Origin of the sequence: Sulfitobacter sp. W027, from assembly GCF_025143985.1 — a bacterium.
Lineage (GTDB): Bacteria > Pseudomonadota > Alphaproteobacteria > Rhodobacterales > Rhodobacteraceae > Sulfitobacter.
This window is the reverse complement of the sequence record NZ_CP083564.1, coordinates 547,868-569,063: the sequence shown is the minus strand read 5'-3', so window position 1 is coordinate 569,063 and position 21,196 is coordinate 547,868. Positions and strand designations below refer to the sequence as shown.

General features: G+C 59.9%; 22 protein-coding genes and 1 tRNA gene. 15 read left to right on the top strand and 8 right to left on the bottom strand.

From position 1 onward, the window contains the following. Positions 1-9 precede the first annotated feature (9 nt). From K3759_RS02845 to K3759_RS02825, 5 genes are all read left to right on the top strand, one after another. A complete protein-coding gene (locus K3759_RS02845; RefSeq protein WP_259984227.1) occupies positions 10-915 on the top strand; it encodes an ABC transporter permease in 906 nt (301 codons plus the stop codon). Then, entirely contained in the window at positions 912-1,748 is an 837-nt protein-coding gene (locus K3759_RS02840) for an ABC transporter ATP-binding protein (protein WP_259984226.1), read from the top strand. Before K3759_RS02845 ends, K3759_RS02840 begins: the two co-directional genes overlap by 4 nt. After that, positions 1,745-2,500, top strand: a complete 756-nt coding sequence (locus K3759_RS02835; RefSeq protein ID WP_259984225.1) for an ABC transporter ATP-binding protein — start codon at positions 1,745-1,747, stop codon at positions 2,498-2,500. Before K3759_RS02840 ends, K3759_RS02835 begins: the two co-directional genes overlap by 4 nt. Further along, a complete protein-coding gene (locus K3759_RS02830) occupies positions 2,497-2,994 on the top strand; it encodes a GAF domain-containing protein (protein ID WP_259984224.1) in 498 nt (165 codons plus the stop codon). The genes K3759_RS02835 and K3759_RS02830 overlap by 4 nt, the downstream gene beginning before the upstream one ends. Positions 2,995-3,394: 400 nt before the next feature. Further along, positions 3,395-4,036, top strand: a complete 642-nt coding sequence (locus K3759_RS02825) for a 2-hydroxychromene-2-carboxylate isomerase (RefSeq protein ID WP_173487770.1) — start codon at positions 3,395-3,397, stop codon at positions 4,034-4,036. Between the two features lie 37 nt (positions 4,037-4,073). Here the strand turns inward: K3759_RS02825 and K3759_RS02820 are convergent. The 4 genes from K3759_RS02820 to K3759_RS02805 all read right to left on the bottom strand — a co-directional run bounded on the left by K3759_RS02820 (position 4,074) and on the right by K3759_RS02805 (position 7,773). Then, positions 4,074-4,150: transfer RNA gene (locus tag K3759_RS02820), tRNA-Arg, on the bottom strand. A 76-nt stretch (positions 4,151-4,226) separates the two neighbouring features. Continuing rightward, positions 4,227-5,612 carry a HAMP domain-containing sensor histidine kinase gene (locus tag K3759_RS02815; protein ID WP_259984223.1) on the bottom strand — a complete coding sequence of 462 codons (1,386 nt, stop codon included), beginning with the start codon at positions 5,610-5,612 and terminating at the stop codon, positions 4,227-4,229. 8 nt (positions 5,613-5,620) lie between these two features. Continuing rightward, on the bottom strand, positions 5,621-7,042 hold the full coding sequence (locus K3759_RS02810; protein ID WP_259984222.1) for an NAD(P)/FAD-dependent oxidoreductase: 1,422 nt from the start codon (positions 7,040-7,042) through the stop codon (positions 5,621-5,623). Continuing rightward, positions 7,039-7,773: a TVP38/TMEM64 family protein gene (locus tag K3759_RS02805; RefSeq protein WP_259984221.1), complete on the bottom strand. Its 735-nt coding sequence runs from the start codon at positions 7,771-7,773 to the stop codon at positions 7,039-7,041. Before K3759_RS02805 ends, K3759_RS02810 begins: the two co-directional genes overlap by 4 nt. A 318-nt stretch (positions 7,774-8,091) precedes the next feature. Here K3759_RS02805 and rpmH point away from each other — a divergent pair, with 318 nt between their 5' ends. The 10 genes from rpmH (at position 8,092) to K3759_RS02755 (ending at position 16,507) form a co-directional block, all read left to right on the top strand. Continuing rightward, the gene (rpmH, locus tag K3759_RS02800; protein ID WP_007118882.1) at positions 8,092-8,226 is read left to right on the top strand and encodes a 50S ribosomal protein L34; all 135 of its coding nucleotides are present in this window, start codon (positions 8,092-8,094) and stop codon (positions 8,224-8,226) included. Between the two features lie 26 nt (positions 8,227-8,252). Next, positions 8,253-8,675: a ribonuclease P protein component gene (rnpA, locus tag K3759_RS02795; protein ID WP_259984220.1), complete on the top strand. Its 423-nt coding sequence runs from the start codon at positions 8,253-8,255 to the stop codon at positions 8,673-8,675. After that, positions 8,672-8,893, top strand: coding sequence for a membrane protein insertion efficiency factor YidD (yidD, locus tag K3759_RS02790; protein WP_007118880.1), 222 nt, complete (start codon positions 8,672-8,674; stop codon positions 8,891-8,893). Before rnpA ends, yidD begins: the two co-directional genes overlap by 4 nt. A gap of 66 nt (positions 8,894-8,959) precedes the next feature. Beyond that, positions 8,960-9,829 carry a tRNA 2-thiocytidine(32) synthetase TtcA gene (ttcA, locus tag K3759_RS02785; RefSeq protein ID WP_259984219.1) on the top strand — a complete coding sequence of 290 codons (870 nt, stop codon included), beginning with the start codon at positions 8,960-8,962 and terminating at the stop codon, positions 9,827-9,829. Positions 9,830-9,937: 108 nt separating this feature from the next. Further along, positions 9,938-11,479 (top strand): bifunctional diguanylate cyclase/phosphodiesterase, encoded by a 1,542-nt coding sequence (locus K3759_RS02780; protein ID WP_259984218.1) that lies wholly within the window; start codon positions 9,938-9,940, stop codon positions 11,477-11,479. Between the two features lie 308 nt (positions 11,480-11,787). Beyond that, entirely contained in the window at positions 11,788-13,659 is a 1,872-nt protein-coding gene (gene yidC, locus K3759_RS02775) for a membrane protein insertase YidC (protein WP_259984217.1), read from the top strand. Next, positions 13,659-14,396 carry an MOSC domain-containing protein gene (locus K3759_RS02770; RefSeq protein WP_259985541.1) on the top strand — a complete coding sequence of 246 codons (738 nt, stop codon included), beginning with the start codon at positions 13,659-13,661 and terminating at the stop codon, positions 14,394-14,396. Before yidC ends, K3759_RS02770 begins: the two co-directional genes overlap by 1 nt. Then, on the top strand, positions 14,396-15,046 hold the full coding sequence (gene yihA / locus K3759_RS02765) for a ribosome biogenesis GTP-binding protein YihA/YsxC (RefSeq protein WP_259984216.1): 651 nt from the start codon (positions 14,396-14,398) through the stop codon (positions 15,044-15,046). The genes K3759_RS02770 and yihA overlap by 1 nt, the downstream gene beginning before the upstream one ends. A gap of 37 nt (positions 15,047-15,083) precedes the next feature. Next, positions 15,084-15,947 (top strand): acetylglutamate kinase, encoded by an 864-nt coding sequence (argB, locus tag K3759_RS02760; protein WP_259984215.1) that lies wholly within the window; start codon positions 15,084-15,086, stop codon positions 15,945-15,947. A gap of 65 nt (positions 15,948-16,012) precedes the next feature. After that, entirely contained in the window at positions 16,013-16,507 is a 495-nt protein-coding gene (locus K3759_RS02755; protein ID WP_259984214.1) for a histidine phosphatase family protein, read from the top strand. A 61-nt stretch (positions 16,508-16,568) separates the two neighbouring features. Here K3759_RS02755 and K3759_RS02750 read toward each other — a convergent pair whose 3' ends face one another. From K3759_RS02750 to K3759_RS02735, 4 genes are all read right to left on the bottom strand, one after another. Then, positions 16,569-17,336, bottom strand: a complete 768-nt coding sequence (locus tag K3759_RS02750; protein WP_259984213.1) for an amino acid ABC transporter ATP-binding protein — start codon at positions 17,334-17,336, stop codon at positions 16,569-16,571. A 14-nt stretch (positions 17,337-17,350) separates the two neighbouring features. Further along, on the bottom strand, positions 17,351-18,649 hold the full coding sequence (locus K3759_RS02745) for an amino acid ABC transporter permease (RefSeq protein ID WP_259984212.1): 1,299 nt from the start codon (positions 18,647-18,649) through the stop codon (positions 17,351-17,353). Between the two features lie 3 nt (positions 18,650-18,652). After that, positions 18,653-19,867, bottom strand: a complete 1,215-nt coding sequence (locus tag K3759_RS02740; RefSeq protein ID WP_259984211.1) for an amino acid ABC transporter permease — start codon at positions 19,865-19,867, stop codon at positions 18,653-18,655. Positions 19,868-20,083: 216 nt separating this feature from the next. Then, the gene (locus K3759_RS02735) at positions 20,084-21,100 is read right to left on the bottom strand and encodes an amino acid ABC transporter substrate-binding protein (RefSeq protein ID WP_259984210.1); all 1,017 of its coding nucleotides are present in this window, start codon (positions 21,098-21,100) and stop codon (positions 20,084-20,086) included. Between the last annotated feature and the right edge of the window lie 96 nt (positions 21,101-21,196).

The following is a 21,196-nucleotide window of genomic DNA, read 5'->3' as shown; positions in this document are numbered from 1 at the left end:
GAGGCCTCCATGACCACGGCAAGAAATTGGCTATTGGACGAGTCTCCCGCCTCGAAGCTGCAGGCGAACATGGGCAATGCCTATCGCATGCTATTGCAACTGCTACGCAATCCGCTGGCGGTAGTCGGGGCGCTGATCCTGCTCATGCTGATCCTCGCCGCGCTTTTCGCGCCTTGGATTGCGCCGCAAAACCCGCTGGGTCAGAACCTTGATGCCCGCCTGCTGCCCCCTTCAGCGGCACATTGGATGGGCACGGATGAACTGGGGCGCGACATCTTCAGCCGCGTGATCTATGGCGCGCGGATCACCCTGATGATCGTGGCTTTGGTCGCCATAATCGCCGCCCCTCTGGGTCTGTTGATCGGCGCGATTTCGGGCTGTTTCGGAGGCTGGATCGACAAGGTCTTGATGGGGGTGACGGATGTGTTCCTCTCGATGCCCAAGCTGATCCTCGCGCTGGCCTTTGTCGCCGCACTCGGGCCGGGGATCGAGAATGCCATCATCGCCATCGCCATTACCTCTTGGCCCGCCTATGCGCGGATCGCGCGGGCTGAGACGCTGACCTTTCGCAATTCCGAGTTTATCTCCGCCATGCGCCTGCTGGGCGCGTCCCACTGGCGGATCATCACGCGCCATGTGCTGCCACTGTGTACCTCATCGATGATCGTGCGCGTGACGCTCGATATGGCGGGGATCATCCTAACCGCTGCGGGTCTTGGCTTTCTCGGGCTTGGCGCACAGCCGCCGCTGCCGGAATGGGGCGCGATGATCTCACGCGGGCGGACATTCATTCTGGATCAGTGGTGGGTGGCGACAATGCCCGGCTTTGCCATCATCCTTGTCTCGCTCGGCTTTTGCTTTCTCGGCGATGGTCTGCGCGACGTGCTTGACCCCAAACAAGGAGGCAAGTCATGACCACCCCCTTGCTGGAACTTGAGAACCTCACCGTCAGCTTCCCCACCCCCAAGGGCCGGGTCGACGTGGTCAAGGGGCTGTCCTTCACCCTCGGGCGGGAGCGGCTTGGCATCGTGGGCGAAAGTGGGTCGGGCAAATCCATGACCGGGCGCGCGATTCTGCGGTTGGTGCGCCATCCGGGAAGGCAACAGGCCGATGTGATGCGCTTTGACGGGATTGACCTGCAAAGCCAATCGGAGCGGCAGATGCGGAACCTGCGCGGGGCGCGGATTTCGATGATCATGCAGGATCCGAAATTTTCGCTGAACCCGGTGATGACCGTGGGGGCGCAAATCGCCGAAGCCTTGTTGACCCACGAGCGCCTCGCCCGGCGCGACGTGAAAGCGCGGGTTCTTGAGATGCTGGAATCGGTGCGGATCAATGAGCCCGAACGAGTGATCGACCTCTACCCGCATGAAGTCTCCGGTGGCATGGGCCAGCGCATTATGATTGCCATGATGCTGATCCCCCGTCCTGACCTGCTGATCGCGGATGAACCGACCTCGGCGCTGGATGTGAGCGTGCAGGCACAGGTGCTTGACCTCATCGACGAGCTGGTGCGCGACCACGGTATGGGGCTGATCCTGATCTCCCACGACCTCAACCTCGTGGCGCGCTATTGCGACCGCATTCTTGTGATGCATGCAGGTCAGGTGGTGGAAAGCTGCGATGCCGCCGATCTACACAAGGCCAGCCATCCCTACACCCAAGGCCTTCTGGCCGCAGTTCCGAAAATGGAAGAGACACGCGATGAACTTCCCGTCCTCGACCGCAGCGCTTGGAGCGGCACATGAGCGCGATTACTCTTAAGAACCTCGATATCTCCTATGGGCAAACCAAGGTGGTCACCGGGGTAAATATCGAGGTGGCGACGGGCGAGAGCTTTGCGCTGGTGGGCGAGAGTGGCTCCGGCAAATCGACGGTGCTTAAGGCCATTGCTGGACTGGCTCCAGATTGGACCGGTGAGATTTCCGTGCTCGGCCAGCCGCGCGGTCACAAGGTGGACCGTGCCTTCGCCGGGCAATGCCAGATGGTGTTTCAAGACCCCTATGCCTCGCTGCACCCGCGCAAGACCGTGGACGGTGTCTTGTCCGAGCCGTTGATGATCCACGGCCTGGGCAACCGGAGTGCCCGCGTGGTTGAGATGCTGCAGGCGGTAGGTCTCGACAAACGCTTCCGCTTCCGCTTCCCCCATCAACTCTCTGGCGGGCAACGGCAACGCGTCGCCATCGCCCGTGCGTTGATGCTGGAACCCAAAGTGATGCTGCTGGATGAGCCGACATCGGCGCTGGATGTCTCGGTTCAGGCGGAAATCCTCAATCTGTTGAAACGCCTGCGCCGCGAACAGGGGCTGACCTATCTGATGGTCACCCACAATCTGCCGGTGGTCAGCTTCATGTGCGACCGCATGGCAGTGATGAACAAAGGCCGCGTTGTTGAGATTGCCCCCGCGACCGCCCTGCATGACGGCAGCTTTACCGATCCCTATACCCAAGCCCTTTACGCCGCCTCGGGCGGCAATCCAGACCGCAAGGAAGTCCGATGACCGATACCACCGCCGCGCTGCAAAGTTTTCAAACCGCGCTTGAGCAGGCGCAGACAGAGACGCAGGCTTTCGACGCGCTGTGCACCCTGACCAAAGCGACCGTGGGCGCGAAGCTTTTTACAGTGATGACCGCGGATATGGACGCCATGCTCGCGCGCCGTGTCTATACGGATGATGCCGAGAATTACCCAACCTCCGGCACCAAAGAAATCACCATCGACCAGTGGTTTGAGCAGGTTCACGGGCGGCAAGAGTGCTTTGTCGCCAACACCTTGGCCGACATCGCCGCTGTCTTTCCCGACGCTGAGTTGATTGGCCGCTTGGGCTGTGCTTCTGTCGTGAACCTGCCGATCATACTTGGCAGAAAGATGGTAGCGACGGTGAACATTCTGCACGAAGAGGGTTACTATACCCCCGAACGTGTCGCCGACGTCAAAGCACTACTGACCCTGCCCGCGATCGCCACCATGGCCGTCGTGCGTCAGATGGGCTGAGGCCAAGCCGCAGGAGAGAATGCTAGGCCGTCGCAGACATGCCGCGGCCTTTTTGCTTAACCTATACTTTTGGCGAAAGAGCGCCGCCTTATGCGCCTTTGCGGAACCCATCCGCCCCATGTACCGTTTACTTACTGAACATGCCGTAGGAGGAATGGCTCATGTGGACTAGTGAACTTCTGATCCTGATCGTGGCCGCGACGGCCTTGGCACTTTTGTTAAAGCGGCGTCCCGAACCGCGACGGGTCCGAGCAATTGCACCGCGACCTCATTCCAATGACATCTCAAAGCGCCGGTATTGAACGCCACTTAAACGTCGCCTCTATGGCCCCTCGCCCTCCCAGCCTTGCGCGCAAATTGGTTTCCGCCATGATGCCCGCAGAACCGGAGGGAGCCGACCTTGGACACGATCGAATATTTCTATTCCGCCCATTCCGCCTATGCCTATCTCGGCCACCGCAAACTTATAGAGATCTGCGCTTGCCGCGGTGCTCGGTTGGTGCATCGGCCCTTCGACCTCACCCCGGTGATCGCATCGGGCCGCGTGGCCCATTTCCGCGGTTTCACCCCCCATTACATCGACTACTTCTTTGGTCGAGAGATCGAGCGTTGGGCGCAGTATCGCAGGCTTGATATCCTCAATCACCGCCCCACCCACCATGACAACGCATTGAGCCTATCGAACGGCTTCCTGATCGCCGCCGCGCGGGCCGGGCACGACGTTGACGCGCTATCTTTTGCGATTCTTCAAGCCCATTGGCGCGATGATATTGATCTCGCTGACCCTGAGCATCTACGAAATGCCATCACACCGATTGACCCCGAATGCGATGCCCTGCTCAGGCAGGCGATGGACACAGAGATACAGACCATTCACGCCGAAAACACCGAAGAAGCCATCGCCCGCGGCATCTTTGGCTCGCCCACCTATTTCCTAAACGGTGATATGTATTACGGCCAAGACCATCTGGAATTGATGGATCACGCATTCGAGCGGCCCTACCGCGACACGGGTTTCTACAACCCGCCGAGACACAGATAAGTGCCCAGAAAGCGATGCGTTCTATAATTTTGGGTAGTGGCGGACCGAGGAGGATTCGAACCCCCGACCCCCTGATTCGTAGTCAGGTACTCTATCCAGCTGAGCTATCGGTCCACTGAGCGGGGGTTTAGTCTTACCCCCGCAGAGTTGCAAGCCCTCGTTTTGAGGAAATGCAATTTTCTGCGAAAGTTTATAAAGTGCCATCGCCCTTAGGCAGGGTGATGTCGAAAACTGTGCCTTCCGGCCCGCTGCTGCGCAGGGCCAAAGTGCCGCCGTGGCCGCGCACCAGTTCCGAGGCGATGACCAGACCCAGCCCCGATCCGCCTTTACGCGCTCCACCCTGAAAGGCAGTGAACAGGTGTTCACGCGCTTTGGGGGGCAGGCCGGGGCCGGTATCGCTCACGGTGATGCACCACGCCTCTGCCCCGTCTTCGGCGCGCAGATGTACCTCACCTGCCTTGCCAGTGGCGGTGATCGCCTGCCGCGCGTTGCGCATGAGATTGGCGAGCACGCGGTACATTTGTTCAGGGTCTGCGCGCACGGTCAGATTCGCGGGGATGTCGGCGGCAAAGCTGATGTCGCTTTCCGGGTCGGCAAGGCGCTCGCCGTCGATCACCTCTTCCACCAGATCTTCCAACCGCATCAGCGTCAGCGTCGGCCCGGGCTCTTCGGCTTTGCCGAAGGCCAACGTCGATTCGCATAGGTGCACCGCACGGGTGATGGAGCTCACAAGCTTGGGTGCCATACGCTTGACCGTCGGGTCTTCGGACATCTCTATGCGATCGGTGAAAAGCTGCGCCGACGTCAGGATGTTGCGCAGATCATGGCTGATTTTGCTCACGGCACTGCCGAGTTGCGCCAGCCGCTCTTTCTGCTTGAGCGCCTGTGTCAGGTCCGTCTGCAGCTTTTTCAGCGCTTCTTCAGCCTCACGCAACTCGGTCACGCTCGCCGAAGGCTCAATAATCCGCCGGGCATCCTCAGGGGCCGCAGCGTAGCGCTGCATATGGCCCGCGACCCGCTTGATCGGCTTTAACAGCAAGGCCCGCATGGCAAAGAACAAAAGCACCGCCGTGATGACCGAGATCACCGCCGAAAGCATCAAGATGCGAATCCCGTAGTCGAGCATGGCGACACGCATCGGCGCGGTCTCCATCGTCACCTCGATCAACAGCCCCGCCTCGCGCACCGGGGCGCCGATTACCCGCACCACCTCGTTCCCGGGCCGGAACAGCCGCAGCATCGCGTCACGGATCAGCACCATCGCTGAGGCATCGCGCAGGTCATAGGTCTGCGAAACAGAGCGCGGCATGGGGGAGGCCAGTACCAATTGCCGCGCCTCATCCCGGCGCAGCACCACGTTGAAAACCTCAGCGTTGCGAAGCAGTTCCTCCTCCAGCTCTGGGTCCAGCATATCGTCAGCCAAAAGCGCCAGCGACGCGATTTGCGCCCGCTCCAGCCGGGTTAGCATATATTCCTCGCGGAACCGCGCGATGGAGGGGACGAAAATCAGCACTTCGGCCAGCATCACAAAGATGGTGGTCAGGATAAGCAGACGGCCAGAGAGCGAGTGGATCATGGTCTATCTCAGGGCAATAGGCGCTGCACGGCACGCACGACCGTTTTCACCAAAGCGCTTTCGAAGAGGCGCGGGCTGAAATAGGCCCCCGCCGCGCGTTTGTTAATTTCCGAGATTGTGGGGTAAGGGGCAACCATAGCCGCAATCTGGCTCATCTTCATGTTATTGACCAGCGCAAGCGACCATAGGGTGATCAATTCACCCGCCTGATGGCCGACAATGCTGGCCCCCACCGGGCGGCCTTTGACCACCATGACCTTGATGAACCCTTTGGTCTGACGCTCGGCAATCGCGCGGTCGTTGTGGTTATAGTGAAAGCGCACCACCTCCAGCTTATCCCCATGCTCCTCACGCGCCTGCGCTTCGGTCAGCCCCACCTGCGCCAGCTCCGGCGCGGCATAGGTGACCCATGGGATATGGTGCAACTTCGTTTTGCTCGGCAGACCAAACAGGATCGAGCGGATCACCACCCCGGCGTGATAGCCCGCCACATGGGTGAACTGCAGACCGCCCGCCACGTCGCCAATGGCATAGACGCGGCGGTTGCTGCTGCGCAGGCTTTCGTCGACCTTGATGCCCGCTTTGGTGGTCTCCACCCCCGCTTTATCGAGGTCGAGCCGGTCGATGTTGCTCTTGCGCCCCACGGCCATCAGCAGATGCGAGCCATTGATCACCCAACCATCCTTAGTCTCAACCGTGATCGCGCCCGCTTCACCGCTGATGTTGGCGGCATTGCTGCCTTCTTCGAAGACGACGCCTTCGTCGCGCATGGTCTGAAGAACCACCTCAGCCAGCTCCGGGTCATCTTTACCGAGCGCCCGTTCGCCTTCAATTACTGTAACCTTACAGCCCATCCGCACATGGGCCTGCGCCATCTCAATACCAATGGGGCCACCCCCAATAATGATCAGATGCTCCGGCTTCTCACGCAGATCAAAGAGGGTTTCGTTGGTTTCATAGGGCACATCCTTTAGCCCCGGAATCGGCGGCACCAGAGGGGATGATCCTGTGGCGACAACAATGCGCCGCGCGGCGATGATCGTATCGCCCGCCTGCACCTCTTTATCGGAAATGAAACGCCCGTATTCGCGGATCACCCGCACGCCCAATCCCTCAAACCGCTCAACCGAATCGACCGGCGCGATTTGCGAGATGACATCGGCCACGTGATCCTTGGCGGCGGCGTAATCCACCACTCCGGCGGCATTCTCAACCCCGTACTGCGCGCCGTGTTGCTGGGCATGGGCGGTCTTGCCGGTTTTGATCAGCGCCTTTGAGGGCACGCAGCCATAGTTCAGGCAATCGCCACCCATTTTATGCCCCTCCAGCAGGGTCACATCTGCGCCCATCTGCACGGCACCTGCCGCCACCGACAACCCGCCAGAGCCTGCGCCGATGATCAGAACGTCGGTCTTGATACGGTTGGTCATTTCAGCAGATCCTTCTTGCCGGTAAATGTCTTGATCGCCACAGGCAGCAGCGACAGAACGCAGAGACCCAGAATGGGCAGCAAAATATGGGGTTCAAAGATGATACCGAGGTCCGGCGTCTCACCTCGGGCAAAGACTGCACCTAGCCCAGCCCCGACAGAGGTAAAGACCAGCGCCCCCGGCATGATGCCGAAAAACGTTGAGATGGCGAAACGAAACAACGGCACGCCGAGGAAAGCAGGCACCAGATTCGCAACAAAGAAAGGCACCACTGGCACAAGACGGATAAAGAAGAGCATCGACCATTGGTTGTCGTCGATCCCCGCCTTGATCTTGCGCACCACCCCCTCAGAGGCATCCATCCGTTCTTTCAGCCGGTCGCCCAAGCCCCATTGCGCGGCCAGAAAGATCACGATCGCGCCAAGCGTCGCGCCACCCACGTTATAGAGCACACCCGGAAACAGCCCGAATAGAAAACCGCCGGTCAACGTAGCCACTGTCGCCCCCGGCAGGGAGAAGGCGACGATCACCACATAGGCGACGACAAAGGCCAAAGCGGTGAGCAGATAGTTGCTGTCACGAAAGGCGATCAATGCCTCGCGATTCTCACGCAGGGCGTCGAAACTCAGGTAATCACGCAGGGTAAACGCGCCGACGGCAGCGACAGCCACGATCACCGCGAGGGGCAGGTAGCGCATCAGCGCGGGCTTACTCTGGTCTTGACGGCTCATTTCAACACTTTCATTGGGCCTACATCAGACCAGTTGTGGTTTCCTTAATGATGGCGTTAAGCGGCAGGTAGGAACAGGCTCCTCACGCGCGCTTGATAGGACTTGTGCACAAAGGGCCAAATCTGCAGGGTTGAGGGGCGAACTGAAACAATCCGGCCCACAGGGACCGGCATTTTGTTGCAAACCGCAGATTTTCCCTGTCAGGGGGTTTGACTTGCACGCCCTCCCGCATTAGAGGACGGGCTTGAATTGACGCTGGCCGCGGTGGAACCCTTAAAGTGATTCCGTGCCCAGCCAGCTTTAAATGGAGACGGAGCGATGAAACGCACCTTTCAACCCTCGAACCTCGTGCGCAAGCGGCGCCATGGTTTTCGCGCGCGCATGGCCACCAAAGCCGGCCGTAAGATCATCAACGCACGCCGCGCACAGGGCCGGAAATCGCTGAGCGCATAAGCGCCCTCGATCTTCGGAACCAGAATATGACACCGCCGGAGGCACCCTTGAATGGCACTTGCGCCACGAAGGGGAACCCTGCCCCGGCGGTTTCTCTGCGTTTGGAAACCCTGACCAAACGGGCGGATTTCCAGCGTGCCAGCCGCGCCAAACGTGTGGCGACCCCGGGATTTATTCTGCAAATGCGACCCCGCCGGGACGAAGAGCCCAGCGCGGCGCCCATTCGCGTGGGATTTACCTGCTCGAAAAAGGTCGGCAATGCCGTGGCCCGCAACCGCGCCAAGCGACGCCTGCGTGAAATCGCACGGCTGACCCTGCCGCAGGCGGGGCAAGCGGGCATGGACTATGTCTTTGTCGGGCGGCGCGAGGCGACAGCCGTCTTGCCTTTCGGCCAGTTGCTTGCCGATCTCACCCGCGCGCTCGATATCCTGCATGGAGCACGCAAATGACCCCCTTTGCGACGCTGCTCGCCCTACCGGTGCGCGGCTACCGGCTGCTCTTCAGCCCGTGGGTCGGATACAATTGCCGCTACCAGCCCACCTGCAGCGCCTATGCGCTGGAAGCCTTGCAAAAGCACGGCGGTCTGCGGGGCGGATGGCTGGCCGCGCGGCGGATTGCCCGCTGCCACCCATGGGGCCGCAGTGGAATCGACAACGTCCCCGATTAGCGTCCCGCTTGCGGCAAAGGGGTAAAATGCCCTAGGTGAAGCCAAGCTGATAGTGAGAGACAGACGATGCTGGACGAAACCAACGAGATTCACCCCCTCTTTGCCGGCGCACCGCAAAGCACCGAATTCAAGAAGCTGCGCAAGCGTATCGTCCGCATGACCCGCGAGGCGATCGACCAATACGGTATGGTCGAGCCAACCGCGGAAGGCGCGCCGAAACCCAAATGGCTGGTTTGTTTGTCAGGCGGCAAGGACAGCTACACCCTGCTCGCGGTCTTGCATGAACTGCAATGGCGCGGCCTGCTGCCTGTGGAGCTTTTGGCCTGCAACCTCGATCAGGGCCAGCCGAATTTCCCGGCAACCGTGCTGCCGGAATTCCTCGAAAAGATGGGCGTTCCGCATCGCATCGAATATCAAGACACCTATTCGATCGTGATGGACAAGATCCCTGCCGGACGCACCTTCTGCGCCCTGTGCAGCCGCCTGCGCCGGGGTAACCTCTACCGGATCGCGCGCGAAGAAGGCTGTTCTGCCGTGGTGCTGGGCCATCACCGGGATGACATTCTAGAGACCTTTTTCATGAACCTTTTCCACGGCGGGCGACTGGCGACGATGCCGCCCAAACTGGTTAACGAAGAAGGCGATCTGTACCTCTACCGCCCCCTCGCCCATGTGGCTGAAAGCGATTGCGAACGCTTTGCCACGGCCATGAATTATCCCATCATCCCATGCGATCTTTGTGGGTCGCAAGACGGGCTCCAACGCCAGCAGGTCAAGGCGATTCTTGATGGCTGGGAGGCCAATAGCCCCGGTCGTCGGCAGGTCATGTTCCGCGCTTTGATGAACGCCCGTCCCTCACATCTGCTTGACCCTAAGCTTTTCGACTTCGCAGGGTTAATGCGGAACGTTGAGAGTACAGAACAAGAACAATTTTAGATAAGAAACTACCGGAAAAGCGGGCTTTGTTAACCCACGACACACCCTAAAGACGATATCCCTCCCCCGACAGCGCAGAGATTGCGCGAACAGGGAAGGGATATCGCGATGGCATTCTACCAGCTTACTGGGCTTACGGAGCTGCGCCAGTCGTTGGCCGCGTTGCTTAGCGGTCAGGCGGCTCTGGCCTTTCTTCCTGCAATGACACTGCTGGCGTTTTGGATCGGGGGTGAAATGGCTCTGATTACCGCATCCGCTGCGCTGCCCCTTCTTTTCCTTGCGGGACAGAAGTTTGGCGGAGGGCTGGTGCTGCCCCGGGATGCGCTCACCGGCATACTCCAGCGCAGCACCTTTGAGGAACTGACAGAACAGGTGTTTCAGCGCGCCCGAGCACAGGGACGGGTGTCGGCAACATTCTTCATCGCACTTGAAGACTTTGACCAATTTATCCAACGCTACGGTCAGGCCGCCGCCGATACGGTTGTCCGACAAAGCGGGGAAAGGTTGCTTAGCGTGCTGCGGGATGACGACACTATCGGCAAAATGGGAGAGGCGCGTTTCGCCATCTGCATGGCCCCGGTTCGGCAGCTTGACCTTGAACTTTGCATCCAGCTCGCCGGACGGCTTCAGGCCGCCTTGGAAGAGCCGATCTCTGTCGACGGAGTCACAATCTATCTTACCGCCTCCGTGGGCTTTTGCCTTAACACCCGCGCCCCGGGGGAGGATGGGGCCGCATGGCTCGCCGCCGCCGCCACAGCCCTGCGCACTGCCCAACGGCGCGGCCCCTCCTCCATTCGTGCCTTCTCTGACCAAATGCGCCGCGACACCGAAAGCCGCGCAGAATTGCGCGAAGAGGTCGTGCAGGCATTAGATAGCGGGCAAATTCAGCCATGGTTTCAACCGCAAATTTCAACTGACACCGGGCAAATCACCGGCTTTGAAGCACTGGCACGCTGGAACCACCCGGTACGTGGCATGATCCCCCCATCAGACTTCCTGCCCGCAATCGAAGAGACTGGCCTGCTGGAGCGTTTGGCCGAGGTGATGATGTATCACTCCTTCGCCGCACTCAAAGCTTGGGACGGTTCTGGGACCGAGGTGCCACAGATTGGCGTGAACTTCGCGGGGGGCGAGCTTGCCAACCCGCGGCTCATCGATAAAATCACTTGGGAGCTGGATCGCTTTGAACTGACGCCTGACAGGCTTGCGGTGGAAGTGCTTGAAACTGTCGTCGCCTCCGCACCCGATGACATGATCACCCGCAACATCAATGCTTTGGGCAAGTTGGGTTGCCGAATTGACCTCGATGATTTCGGCACTGGCCATGCCTCTATCGCGTCAATTCGCCGTTTTTCGGTCAGTCGGATCAAAATTGATCGCTCCTTTGTCATGAAGTCAGACCGTGACCCCGACCAACAGCGGATGATCAGCGCAATTCTGACCATGGCTGAGCGACTGGGCGTCGAAACCCTCGCAGAGGGGGTGGAAACGGTGGGGGAACATGTCCTGCTGGCACAACTTGGCTGTGACCATGTGCAGGGGTTCGGCATCGCACGCCCTATGCCATTCGAGCAGACGCTCGATTGGATAGCCCGCCACAATGCAAAACTACAAGATGTTCCACGCATAATGGACGGGCGCGCGACTTAACCCGCCCGATCCATCCCGCAGCTTCGCAAGCTGGCGTACAGCAATCACAAGCCGCCCCACGTCTTACCTGAGTAGATGACACGAACATTGCGCCCAACATCCCCTAAACCGTCCTGCCCTCCGTGGCGGCTCGCAACGATCCTGCAATCAGCTCCCCACGATTGACCCCAGCAAAACTCCGCAAAACCCATGCCGGATGGATCAAAACCCCGCCCCATCCCCTGTCGATCTGCCCGATTCCGCTTGACCTTTGGCCCCGCACTCTGTTGAACCCCCGTGATATTCAAAGACATCAGGTGGCGGTCCCCATGGACGAACAGAACAAGAATCTCATCCTTGCCACGGCGCTCAGCTTTGCCGTCATCCTCGTGTGGTTCCTCTTGTTCCCGCCCCCCGAAGCTGATCCGGCCCTAGAGCCCAACGTCGAAATGAGCCAAACCGCAGACGGCACTTCCGTCCCTGCCTCCCCTGCTGATACCGCTGCGGCGCCCGGCACCGACGAAGGCGAAGGAGCCGCCCCCGAAGGCCGCCGCGCGGCTTTGGCAGACGCACCTCGCGTGACCATCGCAACGGACAAGGTCAGCGGCTCCATCTCGCTCATGGGTGGTCGGATCGACGATCTGAAACTGAATGACTATCAGACCACGCTTGATGAGGATGCCGAAGTTGTCACGCTGCTATCCCCCGAAGGGTCGAGCGACGCCTACTACGCGCTGCACGGCTGGGCCGCAGGCTCGGGCCTGGCACCCGATGCCGTGCCCGGCGTCGATACGCTCTGGACCCTGAGCGAAGGTGAGACGCTGGGCGTCGACAGCCCCGTGACCCTGTCCTGGGACAACGGTGCCAGTCAGGTCTTTACGCGGACCATTTCTATCGATGACGAATATATGTTCGACATTACCCAGAGCGTCACCAACAATGGCGAAGGTGCCGTGAACCTTGCCCCCTTCGGCATGATCGCTCAGCACGGGCTGCCCGAAGACCTGAAAAGCTTTTTCATCCTGCATGAAGGTGCCGTGGCCATGGCCAATGGCGAGCTTTCGGAGGTCGATTGGGACGATATCGCCGAAGCCGACGTGAACAGCACTTGGGGCCGTCCCGCCGTGGTTACCGAAGGTGTCACCGAGGGCTGGGTCGGCTTTACCGATCACTACTGGCAGGCGGTGCTGATCCCCGACGCGGGCGAGACCTTTGAACAGGCGCTTACCTATGACCCGCGCGCCGACACCTACCGCGCCTTCACCCGCCAACCGACCCGCTCGGTTGCGGCGGGCGAAAGCGTAAGCACATCCAGCAAGTTCTTCGCAGGCGCGAAGGAATGGGAAACACTGCAGGATTACCAATCCGCCGGTGTCGCCAAATTCATCGACAGCATCGACTGGGGTTGGTTCTTTTTCCTGACCAAGCCGATCTTCTGGCTCCTGCACAACCTTAACCAGCTTATCGGCAATATGGGCGTTGCCATCATCGGCCTGACCCTGCTGATCAAGGCGCTGCTCTTCCCGCTGGCCTATAAATCCTACGTTTCCATGGCGCGGATGAAGGAACTTCAGCCCGAAATGGAAAAGCTGAAGAAAGACGCAGGCGACGACCGTCAGAAGATGCAGCAGGGCATGATGGAGCTCTATAAGAAGAACAAGGTGAACCCCGCCGCAGGCTGTCTGCCGATCCTTCTGCAGATTCCGATCTTCTTCTCGCTCTACAAGGTGATCTTTGTCACGATCGAGCTGCGCCACGCGCCCTTCTTTGGCCCTTTCCAAGACCTCAGCGCGCCGGACCCGACTTCGATCATGAACCTTTGGGGCTTGCTGCCCTACGCCGCGCCCGAGCCCGGCTCGATGCTGGCGCTGATCTTCATCGGTATTCTGCCGCTGCTGCTCGGTATCTCCATGTACCTGCAACAAAAGCTGAACCCGGCGCCCACCGATCCGACCCAGCAGATGATCTTTGCTTGGATGCCTTGGGTCTTCATGTTCATGCTCGGCGGCTTTGCCTCCGGCCTCGTGGTCTACTGGATCGCGAACAACACGATCACCTTCACGCAGCAGTATCTGATCATGCGCAGCCAAGGCTATAAGCCGGACCTCTGGGGCAATATCGCGGGCGGTTTCAAACGCACACCCAAGAGCGCTTCGGCGAATGCAGACGCGAAGCCCAAATCGGGCAAGTCGAAAAAGTGATGCAGGTCACCGCGCTCAACCGGCATCCGCTCAAGGCCCATGGCCGCGAGACGGTTGAGCGCGTGACCCTGCGCGCCGGGCAATCCATGCCCTATGATCGGCTCTGGGCTGTGGCGCATGACTCTTCCAAAGCCGTGCCCGGAGACTGGGCGCGGTGTTTGAATTTTACGCGGGGCGCGTCGTCGCCACAGTTGCAGGCGATCACGGCTAGGCTGGATGAGGCGACCGAGGTGCTCACGCTGCGGCATCCAGAACGTGGCGAAATCACCTTTCACCCTGACCGTGACAAGGCGCAGTTCCTTGACTGGGTGCGCCCGCTGGTGGCCGAAGGCCGTGCCGCGCCGGTGGATATCCTGCGGCTGGACGGGCGCGGATACACAGACAGTGCGGAGCCCACGCTGTCGCTCAACAGCCTCGCCTCCCATCGCGCGGTCGAAGAACTGGCCGAGACCCCGCTGCAAACCGCCCGTTGGCGCGGCAACATCTGGTTTGACGGTGCTGCCCCTTGGGATGAATTCGAATGGGTCGGGCGCGATATGAAAATCGGTGGCGCACGGCTCCATGTGTCCAAACGCATCACCCGCTGCCTTGCCACCACCGTAAACACCGACACCGGCGCGGGCGACGTAGATACGCTCGCTGCACTCGACCAATTGGGTCACCGGGATTTCGGTGTTACCCTAACCGTCATCTTGGGCGGAGAGATCGCCCTAGGCGACGAACTGGAGCTAATTTGATGCAAGTGAACTACACCATCGCCGAGGAGCCGGACGCGCCGAGCGCGGAAAAGGGCCGGATGCTTTTTGCGGGCGAGACGACATTCGTCAAAGGCGTGGTGGCGATGGACGGGCTGCCGCCCCCTGACCGGATGGAGGTCTGCTTTGCGGGCCGCTCCAACGTCGGGAAATCAACGTTGATCAACGCGCTCACGGGCATGAAAGCCCTAGCGCGAGCCTCGAACACTCCGGGCCGTACGCAAGAGATTAACTTCTTCACGGCAGGTGAAGAACACTACCTTGTCGACCTTCCGGGCTATGGCTACGCCAATGCGCCTTTGCCGGTGGTCGAAAAGTGGCAGCGTCTGCTCAAGCAATACCTCTCGGGACGCCAGACCCTGCGCCGCGCCTTCGTGCTGATCGATGCGCGTCATGGGGTAAAGAAGGTCGACAATGAGATCATGTCCCTGCTCGACAGCTCTGCCGTGACCTTCCAAGTGGTGCTGACCAAGGCAGACAAGGTGAAAGAAGCCGAGCGCGAGAAAATCCTGATGCAAGTAAAAGACGCGCTGAGCAAACACCCCGCCGCCTATCCCGAGATTGTCGTGACGTCTTCGGAAAAGGGCTGGGGCATCCCTACCCTGCGTGCCATCATCGCCACGCTGGAATAACTCCTCCCGCCGCTATCGGCTTCCCATGGGTCAACAGATGAGAACGCAAGACATGAACCGCGACTGGATCGCCACCGCCCAAACCCTCAGCCAAGCTCTGCCCTTCCTGCAACGCTATGCCGATGCCACCGTGGTCATCAAGCTGGGCGGTCATGCGATGGGCAGCGATGAGGCGATGGATGAATTCGCCCGCGATGTGGCCCTGATGCGTCAAGTGGGTGTGAACCCGGTGATCGTCCATGGCGGCGGGCCGATGATCAACGACATGCTGGCGCGGCTGAACATCAAATCCGAGTTCGTGAACGGCAAACGCGTCACCGATGCCGCGACCATGGAAGTGGTCGAGATGGTGTTGTCGGGCCTCGTCAACGCGCGGATCGTTCAGGCGATTTCCGAACAGGGCGGTCGTGCCGTGGGTGTTTCGGGCAAGGACAGCGGGCTGATTGTCTGCGAGCCGGAAGATCCTGCCCTTGGGCTTGTGGGCAACCCGACCCAAGTGAACCCACGCATCCTGCGCGACTTTGCGGACAAGGGCATCATCCCCGTCATCGCACCGCTTGGCATGGGCCGGGGCGGCGACACCTATAACATCAACGGCGACACCGCTGCCGGGGCCATTGCGGGCGCGCTGAAGGCCGACCGTCTGCTGCTGCTGACGGATGTGGCCGGCGTCAAAGATGGCTCTGGCGAGGTTGTTACCGACCTGACGGCGAGCCAGATCAACGAGATGATCGCGGACGGTACCATTGCAGGCGGGATGATCCCCAAGGTTCAGACCGCGCTGGATGCGCTCGAAGGCGGCGTGCGTGCGGCGGTGATCCTTGATGGTCGTGCGCCAAATGCCTGCCTGTTGGAACTGTTCACCGAACACGGCGCGGGCAGCATCATTCGCAAAGGCTAAGGCAAAGCGCTTGCCCCCTGCCCCTGCTTCGCGCCTATGATGGGCTGAGCAGTGAAAGGAATGACATGCGCCGCCTGATCCTAATGCGACATGCGAAATCGGACTGGTCCCACGGGACCAGCGATCACGATCGCCCTCTGAACCCCCGTGGGCGTGGCGCTGCAGAAGCGCTTGGCAACTGGCTGCGGACCGAAGGGCTGCTGCCTGATGCGGTGCTCTGTTCCACGGCGGCGCGCACGCGCGAAACCTGCGCGCTTTTGAACCTGCCTGAAAGCTGCGCGGTGGAACACCTCCGCCAGCTTTACCTCGCCGAACCCGACGAGATCATAGCAAACCTGCGCCAGCGGGCGACCGGCGACACGGTGCTGCTTGTGGCGCATAACCCCGGCATTGCCGCTGCCGCAGCGCTGCTGCTGCAGCAGACGCCCAATCAGGGTGCCTTTGATCGCTATCCTTCCGGCGCGACCACAGTGATGGATTTCGACATCGACAGTTGGGCCGACCTTGCCCCCGGAACCGGGACGCTGCACGCCTTTACCGTGCCGAAACAACTGGTCTGAAACGCAAACGCCCCGACCGATTGGCCGGGGCGTTTAGTTCACGGTACTGGCGTAGCGCGGATCAGTGACCCAGAATCTGGCTCAGGAACAGCTGTGTGCGCGGGCTCTGTGGGTTGTTGAAGAAGGCTTCCGGCTCGTTCTGCTCGACGATCTGGCCTTCATCCATGAAGATCACCCGGTTCGCCACCTGACGGGCAAAGCCCATCTCGTGAGTCACGCAGAGCATGGTCATGCCCTCTTCCGCGAGCTCGATCATCGTGTCGAGCACCTCTTTGATCATCTCAGGATCAAGGGCCGATGTCGGCTCATCGAACAGCATGATGCGCGGGCGCATGCAAAGCGAACGGGCAATCGCCACCCGCTGCTGCTGACCACCCGAAAGCTGGCCGGGGTACTTGTTGGCCTGATCAGGGATCTTCACCTTCTCAAGGAAATGCATCGCGACTTCCTCGGCTTCCTTCTTGGGTGTTTTACGAACCCAGATTGGGGCCAGCGTGCAGTTTTCAAGGATCGTCAGATGCGGGAAGAGGTTGAAGTGCTGGAAGCACATGCCGACCTCTGAGCGGATCTTGTCGATGTTCTTGAGATCCGAGCTAAGCAGCGTGCCATCGACTTCGATCTTGCCCTTCTGGTGCTCTTCCAATGCGTTGATACAGCGGATCAACGTCGATTTCCCCGAGCCCGAAGGCCCGCAGATCACGATCCGCTCGCCCCGGTGTACTGTGAGGTCAATGTCGCGCAGCACGTGGAACGCGCCGTACCACTTGTTCATGTTTTCAATTCGGATCGCGACTTCGTCGGATACTTTCATTTGTGCGGTCTCAGCCATGCGAGAACCCTCCCTTAACGATGGTCAGTCGCAAGACGGCGTTCCAGCCACTGCGAATATTGTGAAATGCCGTAGCAAACGATGAAGAACAGCAGCGAGGCGAACATGAAGAGTTCCCAGTAGACGCCGTTCCAATCAGTCGAGGCGAGGATCGGGCCACGGATCATGCCGATGATATCGAACAGCGAGATCACCGAAACCAGCGTGGTGTCCTTGAACAGGCCCACAGCAATGTTGACGATACCTGGGATCGAGATTTTCATCGCCTGCGGCAGGATGATCAGACGCATCGCCTGGGCATAGTCGAGGCCAAGGCTGTCAGCGGCCTCATACTGGCCCTTTGGCAGTGCGGCGAGGCCACCCCGGATCACTTCGGCGATATAGGCCGAAGAGAACATAGTGATCATAATGACCACGCGGATGAAGAGATCGACCCCTGAACCCGGCGGGAAGAAATAGGCCAGCATCACATTTGCCACGAAGAGCAGCGTAATCAGCGGAACGCCCCGCACGAATTCGATGAAGACCACGCAGATGCCTTTGACAATCGGCAAGTGAGACTGACGCCCCAAAGCCAGCGCGATGCCAATGGGCAACGAAAGGGACACACAGGTGATACCCAGCATCATGTTAAGCATGAAGCCACCCAGATCACGGCTTGGGATCGCTTCAAGCAGCGGCGACGCAGGGCGCAGTGCCTCCCCAATGAAGCCACCAATATACCAGACGACCACCGCAGCAACGACGCCACCGGCCAAGGCCATGGCAAAGCTTTTATGCACTAGACGGCTGTAGGCCAGATAACCCACCACGACACCCAGCAACGCAAAGATCGGCCCCCAAACCGGCCCGCCCCAGATCAGCCAGAAGGCAAGGAACGGGTAGACGCCGGTAAAGAACAGCAGCTTGCGCGGCAGGTCAATAAAGAGCACGGGCGCAATGGCTAGGAACAGCAGTACCAGCGCGAGGGTCGGACGCCAGTATTGATCGCTTGGGTATTTGAAGCCGAAGAGCAGCTGGTGCCAACGCTCACTGATGACCGAGAAACAGGCACCAGAGGCCCCATCGAGGATCTCACGACACTCCGACAGGCTGCTGGCAGACCAGACCCCGTTGAGCAACCAAGGCAGAGACCCCGACAGCAACAGATAGAGGAAATAGAGCGCCACCACCGTCAGCAGGGCGTTTGCCCATGTCGGGAAAAGGTTGTCTTTGACCCATTTCAGCGGGCCGCCAACCTTGTCCGGCGGGGCCGAAGGCGGCAGTGAGGATTCGCGCACGAAGGCGATGGATTCAGCATGTGTATCTGACATGGCTTAACGCTCCTTCAGCTTCGTTGCGTTGTTGTAGACGTTCATGACCATGGAGATGCCCAGTGAGATCACGAGATAGAACAGCATCAGGAGCACGACACATTCAATCGCCCGCCCGGTCTGGTTCAGGGTGATCCCGCCCAGCGTTGCGGTGATGTCAGCATAGCCCACGAGGATCGCCAGCGACGAGTTCTTGGTGATGTTGAGATAGTTGGAGATCAGCGGCGGAATGATCACGCGCAGCGCCTGTGGCAGCACGACAAGATTCATGATCCGGCCCGGACGCAGACCAAGCGCCGCGGCGGCTTCGGATTGCCCTCGGCTGACGGCCTGAATGCCCGCACGGACGTTTTCGGCGATGAAAGCACCGGTGTAGATCGACAGGGCGAACCACAGCGCGATCAATGGCGCACCGATCTGGATACCGCCTTTGAAGTTGAAACCGGCAAGGGCGGGGTAGTCCAACCCAATCGGCATGCCCAAAACAAAGAACACGATGATCGTCGGCAGCAAAAGGATCGCAATTGATGGCCAAAGCATCGGCAGCAAACGCCCGGTGTCATAAAGCAGCTTCGTCGCATAGCGACGATAGGCGAAAACACCAATGATGGAGGCAATGAATGTCGCGACCACGATCGTCGACCCCGGCCCCCAAACCGGCCCCGGAATATAGACACCGCGGTTGGTGAAGGCGAAAGAGCCAAGCATCATCGTAGACGCCGGGTCATCGCCCCGGAACGCCGAAGGCGCAGGCATTGCCGCGGTCATGATCGTATAGATGATCAGAATCCAGATCAGGACCGGGATGTTGCGGAAAATCTCGACGTAGCCAGCCATCAACTTGCGGACAAGCCAGTTGTTTGACAGGCGCAGCACCCCGGCGATAACGCCGAAGATCGTGGCGGTCACACAGGCAAGGAAAGACACCAGCAGCGTGTTGATGATACCCACCCAAGCCGCCTGAAGGTTCGACGATTGGCTGGTATAGGGGATCAGCGTTTGGTTAATGTCATAGCCCGCTGGATTGCCGAGGAACTGGAACGAGATGTTCAGCCCCGCAGCACGCAGGTTCGCGGCAAGGTTTGAGCCGAGATACCAGATCGCCGTGACCAGCAGCACAAGTGCGATAACCTGAAAGGTGATCGACCGATAGCGGGTGTCGCTCAACAGCATAGATGGCCGGAACGACGCCTTGGGAGGGTCGGAGAATGTCGTCATGTATGTATCCCTGTGTTCCGGCTTGATTTTTATTGGTGCATTTGGCGCACCTTGGCCGAATCATTTTTGGTCGTTGATCGTTTAGTCGATCGTGGATTTTTTGGTTGTTCTTCGCGTTTCTACTGTCGTCTCAGTTCGTTTCATCCGGCCCCAAAGCCTATCGCAGGGCCAGAGGCACAAGGGGCGCAGGAATTCCCGCGCCCCTTGCTTTGCTATTTAGCGGAAGGGCGGTGCGTAGAGCAGGCCACCGTCTGTCCACTGGGCGTTCAACCCGCGTGCCAGACCAATCGGTGTTTCTTCGCCGATGTTCTTGGCAAAGATTTCGCCGTAGTTGCCTTCGGCCATGATGGCGCGCTTGGCCCATTCAGCGTCGAGGCCGATCATCTCACCCAGCGTACCCTCGTTGCCCAGAAGGCGAGCGATCTCGGGGTTGTTGCTGTTGCCGGTCATCTCTTCGATGTTGGCGGAGGTGACACCCAGCTCTTCAGCCGCGATCAGCGCGTTCAACACCCAGCGGGTGATGTCGCCCCAGTCGTTGTCGCCGTGACGGACCAGCGGGCCGAGCGGCTCTTTCGAGATGATCTCGGGCAGCAGGATGTGGTCGCCGGGAGTTTCAAAGGTCGCGCGTGTCGCGGCCAGACCGGAGGCGTCTGTTGTATAGGTGTCGCAGGCACCGGCAAGGTACTGCTGCTGGCCTTCGGCGTTGGTTTCAACCGGAACGGGCTCGTAGCTGATGTTGTTCTTGCGGAAGAAGTCCGCGAGGTTCAGCTCGGTTGTTGTACCGGTTTGGATGCAGACAGTCGCGCCGTCGAGATCTTTGGCCGAGGAAACGCCGAGCGCTTTGGGGACCATGAAGCCCTGACCGTCGTAGTAGTTCACGCCGATGAAATCGAATTTCAGGTCGGTGTCACGGCTGAAGGTCCATGTGGTGTTACGTGCGAGGAAATCGATCTCGCCCGAGGCCAGCGCGGTGAAACGGGTCTTGCCGGTTGTCGGAACGAATTCCACGGCGTTCTTGTCGCCCAAAACGGCTGCGGCAACGGCGCGGCATACGGCCACGTCGAAACCTTCCCATTCGCCGTTGGCGTTAGGCGCGGCAAAGCCTGCAAGGCCGGTGGTCACACCACAGTTCAGCTTGCCACGGGCTTTGACGTCGTCGAGCGTGGCAGCGCCAGCTGCACCGGCCGCAAGGCCAGCAACGGTCAGCGCGCCAAAAATTACGGTTTTTTTCATTTTTACCTCTTCCTGATAGTCCGCCACGTTCACTGGCGGTTAATCCGACGTCAGGTGACGCCGAAAGCGATCATGTGCAGGGTCTCCCCTGCTCAA

Bases quoted from the DNA above. Each gene is read 5' to 3' on its own strand.
- K3759_RS02755 (WP_259984214.1), top strand. From the start codon at position 16,013: ATGCGCCGCCTGATCCTAATGCGACATGCGAAATCGGACTGGTCCCAC.
- K3759_RS02735 (WP_259984210.1), bottom strand. From the start codon at position 21,100: ATGAAAAAAACCGTAATTTTTGGCGCGCTGACCGTTGCTGGCCTTGCG.
- yidC (WP_259984217.1), top strand. From the start codon at position 11,788: ATGGACGAACAGAACAAGAATCTCATCCTTGCCACGGCGCTCAGCTTT.
- K3759_RS02750 (WP_259984213.1), bottom strand. From the start codon at position 17,336: ATGGCTGAGACCGCACAAATGAAAGTATCCGACGAAGTCGCGATCCGA.
- argB (WP_259984215.1), top strand. From the start codon at position 15,084: ATGAGAACGCAAGACATGAACCGCGACTGGATCGCCACCGCCCAAACC.
- K3759_RS02745 (WP_259984212.1), bottom strand. From the start codon at position 18,649: ATGTCAGATACACATGCTGAATCCATCGCCTTCGTGCGCGAATCCTCA.
- K3759_RS02770 (WP_259985541.1), top strand. From the start codon at position 13,659: ATGCAGGTCACCGCGCTCAACCGGCATCCGCTCAAGGCCCATGGCCGC.
- K3759_RS02830 (WP_259984224.1), top strand. From the start codon at position 2,497: ATGACCGATACCACCGCCGCGCTGCAAAGTTTTCAAACCGCGCTTGAG.
- K3759_RS02740 (WP_259984211.1), bottom strand. From the start codon at position 19,867: ATGACGACATTCTCCGACCCTCCCAAGGCGTCGTTCCGGCCATCTATG.
- K3759_RS02845 (WP_259984227.1), top strand. From the start codon at position 10: ATGACCACGGCAAGAAATTGGCTATTGGACGAGTCTCCCGCCTCGAAG.
- yidD (WP_007118880.1), top strand. From the start codon at position 8,672: ATGACCCCCTTTGCGACGCTGCTCGCCCTACCGGTGCGCGGCTACCGG.
- ttcA (WP_259984219.1), top strand. From the start codon at position 8,960: ATGCTGGACGAAACCAACGAGATTCACCCCCTCTTTGCCGGCGCACCG.
- yihA (WP_259984216.1), top strand. From the start codon at position 14,396: ATGCAAGTGAACTACACCATCGCCGAGGAGCCGGACGCGCCGAGCGCG.
- rnpA (WP_259984220.1), top strand. From the start codon at position 8,253: ATGACACCGCCGGAGGCACCCTTGAATGGCACTTGCGCCACGAAGGGG.
- K3759_RS02780 (WP_259984218.1), top strand. From the start codon at position 9,938: ATGGCATTCTACCAGCTTACTGGGCTTACGGAGCTGCGCCAGTCGTTG.
- K3759_RS02835 (WP_259984225.1), top strand. From the start codon at position 1,745: ATGAGCGCGATTACTCTTAAGAACCTCGATATCTCCTATGGGCAAACC.
- K3759_RS02840 (WP_259984226.1), top strand. From the start codon at position 912: ATGACCACCCCCTTGCTGGAACTTGAGAACCTCACCGTCAGCTTCCCC.
- K3759_RS02805 (WP_259984221.1), bottom strand. From the start codon at position 7,773: ATGAGCCGTCAAGACCAGAGTAAGCCCGCGCTGATGCGCTACCTGCCC.
- K3759_RS02810 (WP_259984222.1), bottom strand. From the start codon at position 7,042: ATGACCAACCGTATCAAGACCGACGTTCTGATCATCGGCGCAGGCTCT.
- rpmH (WP_007118882.1), top strand. From the start codon at position 8,092: ATGAAACGCACCTTTCAACCCTCGAACCTCGTGCGCAAGCGGCGCCAT.
- K3759_RS02815 (WP_259984223.1), bottom strand. From the start codon at position 5,612: ATGATCCACTCGCTCTCTGGCCGTCTGCTTATCCTGACCACCATCTTT.